This window comes from Sphingomonas xinjiangensis, from assembly GCF_014199255.1.
GTDB lineage: Bacteria > Pseudomonadota > Alphaproteobacteria > Sphingomonadales > Sphingomonadaceae > Sphingomonas > Sphingomonas xinjiangensis.
The window spans coordinates 485959-495966 of the sequence record NZ_JACIJF010000002.1; the positions used below are offsets into that span (position 1 = coordinate 485959).

The window sequence follows — 10008 nt, forward strand, 5'->3', positions numbered from 1 at the left end:
TACTGGACATGACGATCAATCGGCGCGGCGCACTTGCGCTGCTCGGAAGCGGCGCAGCGCTTGGGGTTCCAGGCGCTGCGCAAACCGCCCAGCCAGTGGCGGCACGCTTCGCACATGGCATCGCCAGCGGCGATCCCGCGGCGGATGGTGCGGTGATCTGGACTCGGATCACGGCCGATGCGGGTGTCGGAGATGTGCCCGTCACCTGGCATGTCGCCGCTGCGGCGGACGGCAAGCCGATCGCCAGCGGCAAGGCCACGGCGCGTGCGGCCGCCGATCACACGGTAAAGGTGGAGGTCACGCGGCTGAAGGCGGGGCGCGACTATTGGTATTGGTTCACCACTGCTTCGGGCCACCGCTCGCCGGTGGGCCGCTTCCGAACCTTGCCCAAGGGAGCGATCGATTCGCTGGTGCTCGCCGTCGCGTCGTGCCAGCTCTACCCGGGCGGATTGTTCAACGCTTATGCCGACATGGCGGCGTTGCCGCGCCTCGACGCGGTGCTCCACCTGGGCGACTATATCTATGAATATGGCGCCGAGGGATATGGCGTCGAAGTCGGCAAGAAGCTGGGCCGCTTGCCCGATCCGCCACACGAGATCCTGACGCTGGCGGATTATCGCCGCCGCCATGCGCAGGTGAAGGGCGACGCGGACATGCAGGCCGCGCATGCCCGGGCCGCGTTCATCTGCGTGTGGGACGATCATGAAGTTGCCAATGACAGCTGGATCGGCGGCGCGGAGAACCATGACCCCGCGACCGAGGGCAACTGGAAGGCGCGCAAAGCCGCGGCGATGCAGGCGTATTTCGAATGGATGCCGATCCGAGATCCGAAGCAGGGCCGCCCGTGGGACGCGATCAACCGCAGTTTCGAATTCGGGGACTTGGCGACGCTTGCCATGGTCGAAACGCGGCTGCTCGCTCGTTCCGAGCAGGCCGAGGTCAAGGGTGGGACCCCGGGGCCAGAGCAATATGCCGCAGTAATGGCTGAACGTGCCCGGCCGGAGCGCGAGATGCTCGGCGCCGATCAGCAACGCTGGCTTGAAGGCGTGCTCGCGGCTTCGGTTCAGGCGAACAAGCCGTGGCAGATGCTCGGCAATCAGGTCCTGATGGCACGCGTCGCTGGCCCCAACCTGACCAGCCTCGCACCGCACATCGCAAAGCTTCCGGAGGTCTACCGCAAGCGGCTCCAACAGGCGGCCGCCGGCTTCGAGGCCGGTTTGCCCTTCAACTTCGACGCATGGGATGGCTACCCGGCGGCACGCGAACGGCTCTACGCGGCGTTTCGGCGTGCAGGCTCGAAACCGATCGTGCTGGCAGGCGACAGCCATGCTGCCTGGGCCAACGACCTGTACGACGATGCCGGCATGCTCGTGGCATCGGAATTCGGCAGCACTGCGATTACCAGTCCGTCCTATGGCTCGCTGCTTCCAGGTCTCGGCGTTGTACTCGCCGAGGCGAACCGCGAAGTCGCATTCTGTGATCAGGACAACAAGGGATACACGCTGCTGACGCTGACGCCGAGCGCGGCCACAGCGGAGTTCGTCACTGTTTCCACGATCCTTGCCAAGCCGTTCGGCCGGAAGGTCGCCGCAACCTACCGCGTTGCCCCCGCCGCGCAGCGGGCACCGCTCCAGCGCGTCTGAAGCGGTAGACGGGGCGCGGCTTGTCCAGCCGCGCCCCGTCTACACCGCGCACTTAATAAGCCGGCGCGGAATCAACTCGCTTCATCGTGCCCACATCTGTAAGACCTCTGTTCTACGGACCGGGTTTTCAATCCCGGCCGTCGTGAGGATGGCATGATGGGTGAACCAGCGCGTCTGCAGGGCTCCACAAACGTGCATGCTGGCGTCTCGCCGGCTTCCTCGCCATCGGACCAGGGGCCCGACGTCAATCGGCGTGCGCGACTGCTGCTGCTCTTCCCCGCCGATCGTGCCGAAGGCGCGGTTCAAGCGATTTCGCGAATCGGGCCCGCAGCCTTCATGCTCGTCCTGGGCACGGTTGGATCGTGGGCCTTCTTCTGACTTGATCCAGGTTGATTCCACGGGGGCCGAGGGAGGGTGGGATCGTAGTTAACAATCATGTTAACACCGATCGTCCCGCTTTCGGGGCGTCCGGCAGCCCCCTTGTTGTCTTCCCTCCCAGCCTGTGTCCTGTTGCACCGCAGCAAGCATAGGTTGCGTTCCTGACCTGTGCCCCAGGCCAGTTGAGTTCGTCAGGGAGGCGAGATCCCGCATGTCAAAGATCGACTTGGCGATCCATGATTTCCCGCGCCGTGCGCCGCTGATGGTCGCGGCAAAGCGCAGTGCGAAAATCTGGCTTTGCCTGATCCTGATCGCCGCGGACCTGTTCGCCTTGCTGGTCGGCTTCGGAGTCGGTGCGCAGGTGGAGCAGCCACGGTCGATCCCGTCGGACGTGTGGACGTCGCTGATCGGCGGCATGCTGGTCTATGCCGCCGTGGCGTTCCAGAACCAGGCTTATGGCCCCAAATGCCTCACCAGCGGCATCGCCAGCACGCGCCGCGCGCTGGTTTCGCTTTCCGCCACGATGCTGCTGTTCCTGCTGGTCGTCTTCTCGCTGAAGGTGACAGGCACCCTGCCGCGCTTCGCCTTGTCGCTGGGCATCGCCTCGGCGGTGCTCCTGATCGTCGCGCAGCGGGTGCTGATCTGCTCGCTGGTGCAGCGCAGTTGCGGCGGGCGGCTGCATACCGAACTGGTGATCGTCGATGGCGGCAACGTTCCCGACGCGTATCTGGGCGGAGACATCATCGACGCGAACATGACCGCGCTGCGCTCCGATCTCGACGACCCCTATATGCTCCATCGTCTGGGCACGATCTTCCAGCATTACGACCGCGTCGTCATCAGCTGCGCGCCCGAGCGCAAGAACGAATGGGCGCAGCTGCTCAAGGGCGCCAACATCCTAGGCGAGATCATCGTGCCCGAGATCGGCGAGCTCGCGCCGCTGTCGGTGCATCAGCTGAACGGCGTCACCACCGTGGTGGTGTCGCGCGGGCCGTTGAACCTGGCCAATCGCGCCAAGAAGCGCCTGCTCGACATCATCCTGACCGTGCCGGTGCTCATCGCGCTCACGCCCGCGATGCTGGTGATTGCCCTGCTCATTAAGCTCGACTCGCCCGGCCCGGTCTTCTTCCGGCAGGAGCGGATGGGCCGCGGCAACCGCATCTTCCACATCCTCAAGTTCCGCAGCATGCGGGTCGAGAGCGCCGACCGCCAGGGCGCCCGCTCGGCCAGCCGCGACGACGACCGCATCACGCGGGTCGGCCGTTTCATTCGCAAGACCAGCATCGACGAACTTCCCCAGCTGATCAACGTGCTGTTCGGCGAGATGAGCCTGGTGGGGCCCCGGCCCCATGCGCTGGGCTCCACGGCCGGCGACGAATTGTTCTGGCGCGTCGATCGCCAATATTGGCACCGCCACGCGCTCAAGCCCGGCATCACCGGCCTGGCGCAGATCCGCGGCTTCCGTGGCGCGACCGAGCATCGCCGCGATATCCTCAACCGGCTCGAAGCCGATCTGGAATATCTCCACCGCTGGAGCCTATTACGCGATATCGGCATCCTGGCGCGCACCGCGCAGGTCGTCGTCCACCGCAACGCCTATTGATCCCGCGCTTCGTCGCACAAGCGGCAAGCGGGAACCGTTTGATAACCGTTTGCCGAGTAATCCTGCGCTGGACAAACAAGGGTCTCAGGCGTGGCGAACATAGTGGCAGTGGCGGACCGGGCGGACACCCCGCCTGGTCGTATCAGCGCCGAAATCGAATTCCCCTACGGCGACACCGATTCGCCGGGCGAGCGGATCGTGCAGGGCGTATCGCGCTGGGCGGGAATTACTGCTTTTTTCGCGGCGCTCGGCGCGCTTGGAGCTTGGCTGCTCGGCTGATTCTCGCCGCTCGCACGTGCGGCGTGTCGTAGTTAAGGCACGTTGACCAACCAGCCGTGCCATTCCGCGCGACCAGTTGCGTCTTTGCGGCATGAGCACGTGCTCCATAAGCGCATAGCTGCCCGCCCCTACTGACAGCACCGCACGTTCCGGCGGCTTGGTTCCGCTTGCGAAGTCCAAGTTCGAAAAAGGACTCGCGGAAGCCGCAGTTGAGGCTGCCGGTGCTGCTGAAACGCCTTGATCCGACCCGCTAGTCGAGGCCACCCCCGTAACGGTCGGCCCCGCGAACAAGATCGTGCCTTGACTGCTTTCAGTTGGACAAGAGCCACCAGAGCAGGCGGGAAGGAAACAAAGCAACAACGCGCCGCAACGCGGACGCAGATACGAAATATGTATAAAACACCCCCCCGGCGTCGATTGCCGAACTCGGCCACCACGCACATTTTAGAGGCATTCCCGGCATTCATCGCATGGCTCTACATGCATTCGAGGCCATTGGAGTTGCGGGACTGACAAGTCGATCCCGCACCCCAAAACGCTCACTCCGCCGCGGCCCTGAGCTCCGCAGGTTCGGACAGCTGGCCACGACCAACGCCGAAATAGAACAGCCCCGCCGCTTCCGCAGCCTCAGGACGATAGATGTTGCGCAAATCGACCAGCACGTCGCCTGCCATTCGCTCGCGGATGTTGCGCAGGTCGAGCGCGCGGAACGCGTCCCATTCGGTGACGATCACCGTCGCCGCGGCGGCGTCCACGGCATCATAAGGCGACGTCACGAACTCGACGTTAGGCAACAGCGCCCGCGCCGACGACATGCCTTCGGGATCGAACGCGCTTACCGTCGCGCCGCCATCCTCCAGTGCTTGTATGATCGACAGCGACGGCGCGTCGCGCATGTCGTCGGTGTTGGGCTTGAAGGTCAGGCCAAGCACCGCGATCTTCTTGCCGCGCACCGATCCGCCACACGCGGCGACGATCTTGCGGCCCATTGCGCGCTTCCGGGTGTCGTTCACCGCCACCGTGGTCTCGACCAGTCGCAGCGGCGCGCCGGAATCCTCAGCGGTCTTGACCAGCGCCAGCGTGTCCTTGGGGAAGCAGGAGCCGCCATAGCCGGGGCCTGCGTGCAGGAACTTGCCGCCGATGCGGTTGTCCAGACCAATGCCGCGCGCAACCTCCTGCACATCGGCTCCAACTGCCTCGCACAGATCCGCCATTTCGTTGATGAAGGTGATCTTCAGCGCCAGGAAAGCGTTGGCAGCATATTTGATCAGCTCGCTGGTGCGCCGGCCGGTGAACAGGACTGGCGACTGGTTGAGGTAGAGCGGCCGATAGACTTCTTCCATCACTGGCCGGGCACGATCGTCCTCAATGCCGACAACGATGCGATCGGGACGCTTAAAGTCTTCGATCGCGGCGCCTTCGCGCAGAAATTCAGGGTTCGATGCGACGGCGAACTGGGCTTCCGGATTGGTCTCACGCAGGATGCGGTCGACCTCGTCGCCCGTGCCGACCGGCACCGTCGATTTGGTGACGATAACGGTGAAACCGTCGAGCCACGGCGCGATCTCTTCGGCAGCGCCATAGACATAGGACAGGTCGGCATGGCCATCGCCACGGCGCGCGGGCGTGCCCACCGCGATGAACACGACCTCGGCGGCGCGGACCGGCTCACCGAGTTCGGTGGAAAAAGTCAGCCGCCCGGCGGCGACGTTGCGCGCGACCAGATCCTCCAGCCCCGGCTCGTAAATCGGGATCTGCCCTCCCTTCAGCCGCGCGATCTTGCTTTCATCCTTGTCGATGCAGACCACCTGGTGGCCGAAATCGGCGAGGCAGGCGCCGGAAACGAGACCGACATAGCCGGACCCGATCATCACGATACGCATCCCTAATACTCCCTTACTGGATGAAATTGGTCACGCCGCGACGCGGCGCTGCGCCGCGCGACGGTCGAGCAGATCGGCCGCGAACGCCTCGACGGCGTCGCCCAGGTCGTCACGGCCCAACGCAACGGCCAAGTTGGCGTGCAGGAACCCAGCCTTGTCGCCGCAATCGTACCGCGTTCCCTGGAACGTGACGCCGTGGAACGATTGCTCGCCGATCAGCCGCGCCATCGCGTCGGTCAATTGAATCTCTCCGCCCGCGCCCGCTTCCTGACGCTCAAGAACCTGCATGACCTCGGGCTGGAGAATATATCGCCCGATCACCGACAGATTCGACGGGGCGGTGCCGGGCGCCGGCTTTTCGACCAAGCCGCGTACTTCGGTCAGCGCGCCATCGCGCGCGCCAGGCGTGATGATGCCATAGCGGTGCGTCTGATCGTCGGGCACTTCCTCCGCGCAGATCAGGTTGCCGCCAGTACGGGCATAGGCCTCGACCATCTGCTTCAAGCAGCCCGGTCGGCCGACCATGAAATCATCGGCGAGCAGCACGGCAAACGGCTCGTCCCCCACTGCATCGCGAGCGCACCAGATCGCGTGCCCCAGTCCCATCGGCTCCTGCTGACGGGCATAGGTGATCGAGCCCGGCTTCAGCCGCGTGCCGTCCAGGATGTCGAGCGACTTGCCGCGGCCGCGCATGGTGGACTCCAGCTCGTAGGCGATATCAAAATGATCCTCGATCGCTGCTTTGCCGCGACCGGTCACGAAGATCATGTGCTCGATGCCGGCTTCGAGCGCTTCTTCGACGGCGTATTGGATCAGCGGCCGGTCGACGATCGGCAGCATCTCTTTGGGAATTGCCTTGGTTGCTGGAAGAAAGCGGGTGCCGAGGCCACCCACGGGAAACACTGCTTTACGTACCGTCTTTGGTGCCATTGATCACCTCCATCGCTGCGGCGCAGCATAAATGGGGAAGTGGTTAACGGCAATTTCGGCTGATCGTCCGCTGGGCTCCGGTGAGCTAGTATTTCGCGTCCTAACGGTCAGGACCTTCCCGCGTCCATGAGAATCATCTGGTGGACCGAGTGCCGACGCTCCGCACACCCCGACGCCAGGGGCAGCGTCTAGCATAACCTATGTAAGTCGCGGAACTGCAAGGCTTTAGCGATGTTCGGATGGGCAACGGAGGAGCATGCATGCTGGCGATGGATTATCGCGGACCATATCGGGTCCGCTTGTCGGAAAAACCGATGCCCAAGATCCTGCACCCGCGCGACGCGATCGTGAGGGTCACGCGGTCGTGCATCTGCGGATCGGACCTGCATTTGTATCACGGGATGGTGCCCGACACGCGCGTGGGCATGACTTTTGGCCACGAGTTCTGCGGCATCGTCGAGGAAGTCGGGCCCGAGGTCGAGAACCTGAAGGCAGGCGACCATGTTCTGGTGCCGTTCAATATCGCCTGCGGCCAGTGCCATTTCTGTAAGCAAGGGCTGTTCGGCAACTGCCACGAGTCCAACGCGCAGGCGACCGCGGTCGGCGGCATCTACGGCTATTCGCATACTGCTGGCGGCTATGACGGCGGTCAGGCCGAATATGTCCGCGTGCCCTATGCCGATGTCGGGCCGACCTTGATCCCCGACTGGATGGATCCCGACGACGCCGTGCTGCTGACCGACGTGGTGCCGACCGGGTACCAGGCGGCCGAGATGGGGGGCATTCAGAAGGGCGACACGGTGGTGGTGTTCGGCGCCGGCCCCGTGGGCTTGATGGCGGCGCGGGCCGCCTGGCTGTTCGGCGCCGGCCGCGTGATCGTGTTCGACCATATCGACTATCGCCTGGAGTTCGCGCGGACCTTCGGCCCAGCCGAGGTCTACAACTTCAAGGAAGTGGACGATGTCGTGGTCTTCCTGAAGAAGACCACTGACGGCCTGGGCGTGGACGTTGCGATCGACGCGGTCGGCGGCGATGCCAAGGGCAATTTCCTCCAGACGCTGTTCGGCACCAAACTGAAGCTCGAGGCGGGCAATGCGATCGCCCTCCACTGGGCAATCAATTCGGTAAAGAAGGGCGGGATTGTATCGGTCGTCGGCGTCTATGGCCCGACCGGCAACATGGTGCCGATGGGCAATGTCGTGAACAAGGGCATCACCATCCGCGCCAACCAGGCTTCGGTGAAGCGGCTGCTGCCGCGGTTGATCGAGCATGTCCGCGCCGGCCATATCAACCCAAAGGCGATGATCACCCACAAGGTACCGCTGGCCGATGTGGCTGACGCGTATCACATTTTCGCTGCCAAGCTGGACGGCTGCATCAAGCCGGTGCTGGTGCCCAATGGCGGTTGAGCAGGAGGCCCGCATGACTCTTCCCGTCAAGACCGAGAGCCCGTCGCTGGTTGACACCTCCACCATCCCAGGCTGGGGTGTCGACGCCGATCCGCGCAACGATCCCACATATCCGATGCGCGATCAGACGCAGGATCATGGGCTCACCCGCCATTGGGATCGTCCGCCGATCCAGCATCCCGATGTCGAGATCCTCCAGTCGATCGAGCATATCCGCCAGCCGGCGGTGGTCGGGACTTCGACACCGCCCAGCGGGCTCAGCGGCGTGCTGCGCCGCACGGCCTTCCGCTGGAGCGAGTCCAATTGGATCCACTGGCTGATGCTGATGGGCGCCGACCGGATCAACGTGGTTGAGGGCGTCGTCGCCGATCTCGCCCATGCCCGGTTGCCCAACATTCCTGGCGAGATGGGCATCCGCTCCGAGCTTGCATATAACAAGCGCGGCTTCACCAAGAAAGTCGCGGTCGTCGCGGGCGTATCGCTGGCCATCAGCCTGCTTGCCCGGGGCCGGCGCGCCCGGAAGCGCGAGGACGGCACACAAGGCTGAAGCGGATCCTGTGGGGCGGCAGGTCGCTTGAACGGCCCGCCCCCGGATCAAGCCCTCTCCTGTCCGAGCATGTCGCCGATCTTGCGGTCCGTAGCCGTCATGTCGGGCGCAGCACGCGCTTCAACAAGTGGGAACAAGTGCGTGGGCAGCGGCTCCACCGAGCAAACGCATGATAGCGCGCATGAATGCCGAAAGCCGGAAGCGCCGCACGCCAGCGATTCCCCCTTAGGGAACAGGTAGTGAAAACTAGGTATTTGCGAATGGTGCGCTTACAGGACTCACACTTGTTCGCATAAACCGCGGAAAAGCGCGGGTTTTTGGGCCATCTCAGGTCCGTGGCCCCTGCGTGGCCCCACCCCGCACCGGGTCCGAAACATAGACACGAACCCTCGCCCGACGAACCATTATGGTACAAGTTGGCACCTTCTTGATCGACCGATTCGACCTGTTCGGATGGCCCAAATCGGCCGGTTGAAGCTTGGCAGCTCCCGGACCAGATCGCGCGAAGCGGACATTAGCTTCGCTCGCTGATCGGCCGCTAAGACCCAAGCCGACGCTTACACCACCCTTCCGGCTCCCCAATTTCAGCCGGTCGTTCATACGGCTCTATAGCCGCTCGCGGCAACCGAAGGCAGCTGCCTGAACGGCTTAGATTGAGCGGCAGCGGAAGGGCGGCATTTTAGAGGTCACGGTCGAGAGCGGACGCGTACCGGCGGTCTCCGGCTCGCGGCAACGTTTCGCTCTTGGTTTCGTTTAGCCGCCTGCGACGGAGGGGCCTATGGCTGAAAACCCGGCATATTACCGCGAGCGCGCACGTGAGCAACATGCCGCGGTGGCCACCCGCCTCGATACCCTGCGCCACAATCTCACGCACCTCCTCAATCATGGTGCGGGCACCCGCAGCGTCCGTCGCGCCGACACCGATGGAGCCCAACGCCCCCGCTTCACAAGCCGATGCCGGCAGGAGCGGCGTTGAGACGCCGGCCATCGGAGCCTGGATCAACGGCGCACTGAGTTCGAAACGATCGAGCAAGGACATGAGCACACCAACCCCAATGTACGATCGTCTGCTTATGGGCATCTCGAAGCGCAAAGTGAATGTCGGGCTCTGGGGCGGAAGCTGACTGGCAGCTCTGCGGCCGGGAAGACCCAAATGTGGACGTTCAGAGCCGCATTGCCGCTTCTCACGTTTGGCCATTCGTCGTCTAATCGCGTCGGTTGCAAGGGGTTTCTGAGATGCCGTTGCCGGGAGCATGGTCGTCTTCGCGGTCGGCATGTGCCGCCGCATGATGGGGCTTCGCGGGCGGCTCTTCCAATGTTCATCACGCACTCCGCA

General features: G+C 64.0%; 7 protein-coding genes and 1 pseudogene. 5 read left to right on the forward strand and 3 right to left on the reverse strand.

Translation table 11 applies throughout. The annotated features are described in order from the left end of the window. Positions 1-8: 8 nt before the first annotated feature. The 3 genes from FHT02_RS05660 (at position 9) to FHT02_RS05675 (ending at position 3903) form a co-directional block, all read left to right on the forward strand. Entirely contained in the window at positions 9-1643 is a 1635-nt protein-coding gene (locus FHT02_RS05660; RefSeq protein WP_184085372.1) for an alkaline phosphatase D family protein, read from the forward strand. A 589-nt stretch (positions 1644-2232) separates the two neighbouring features. Continuing rightward, positions 2233-3624: an exopolysaccharide biosynthesis polyprenyl glycosylphosphotransferase gene (locus FHT02_RS05670; protein ID WP_184085376.1), complete on the forward strand. Its 1392-nt coding sequence runs from the start codon at positions 2233-2235 to the stop codon at positions 3622-3624. A 90-nt stretch (positions 3625-3714) separates the two neighbouring features. Then, a complete protein-coding gene (locus tag FHT02_RS05675) occupies positions 3715-3903 on the forward strand; it encodes a hypothetical protein (RefSeq protein ID WP_184085378.1) in 189 nt (62 codons plus the stop codon). A 539-nt stretch (positions 3904-4442) separates the two neighbouring features. Here the strand turns inward: FHT02_RS05675 and FHT02_RS05680 are convergent. Both FHT02_RS05680 and galU read right to left on the reverse strand, forming a co-directional pair. After that, positions 4443-5786: a UDP-glucose dehydrogenase family protein gene (locus FHT02_RS05680; protein ID WP_184085380.1), complete on the reverse strand. Its 1344-nt coding sequence runs from the start codon at positions 5784-5786 to the stop codon at positions 4443-4445. Positions 5787-5816: 30 nt separating this feature from the next. Beyond that, positions 5817-6716, reverse strand: coding sequence for a UTP--glucose-1-phosphate uridylyltransferase GalU (gene galU, locus FHT02_RS05685; RefSeq protein WP_184085381.1), 900 nt, complete (start codon positions 6714-6716; stop codon positions 5817-5819). Positions 6717-6976: 260 nt separating this feature from the next. On the opposite strand from galU, the gene FHT02_RS05690 reads away from it, so the two are divergent. Together FHT02_RS05690 and FHT02_RS05695 are read left to right on the forward strand one after the other, a co-directional pair. Next, a complete protein-coding gene (locus FHT02_RS05690; RefSeq protein ID WP_184085383.1) occupies positions 6977-8125 on the forward strand; it encodes a zinc-dependent alcohol dehydrogenase in 1149 nt (382 codons plus the stop codon). Between the two features lie 13 nt (positions 8126-8138). Further along, entirely contained in the window at positions 8139-8672 is a 534-nt protein-coding gene (locus FHT02_RS05695; protein ID WP_184085385.1) for a hypothetical protein, read from the forward strand. An 868-nt stretch (positions 8673-9540) separates the two neighbouring features. Here FHT02_RS05695 and FHT02_RS21480 read toward each other — a convergent pair. Then, a pseudogene (locus FHT02_RS21480) lies at positions 9541-9711 on the reverse strand (nitronate monooxygenase); the annotation flags it as partial. Between the last annotated feature and the right edge of the window lie 297 nt (positions 9712-10008).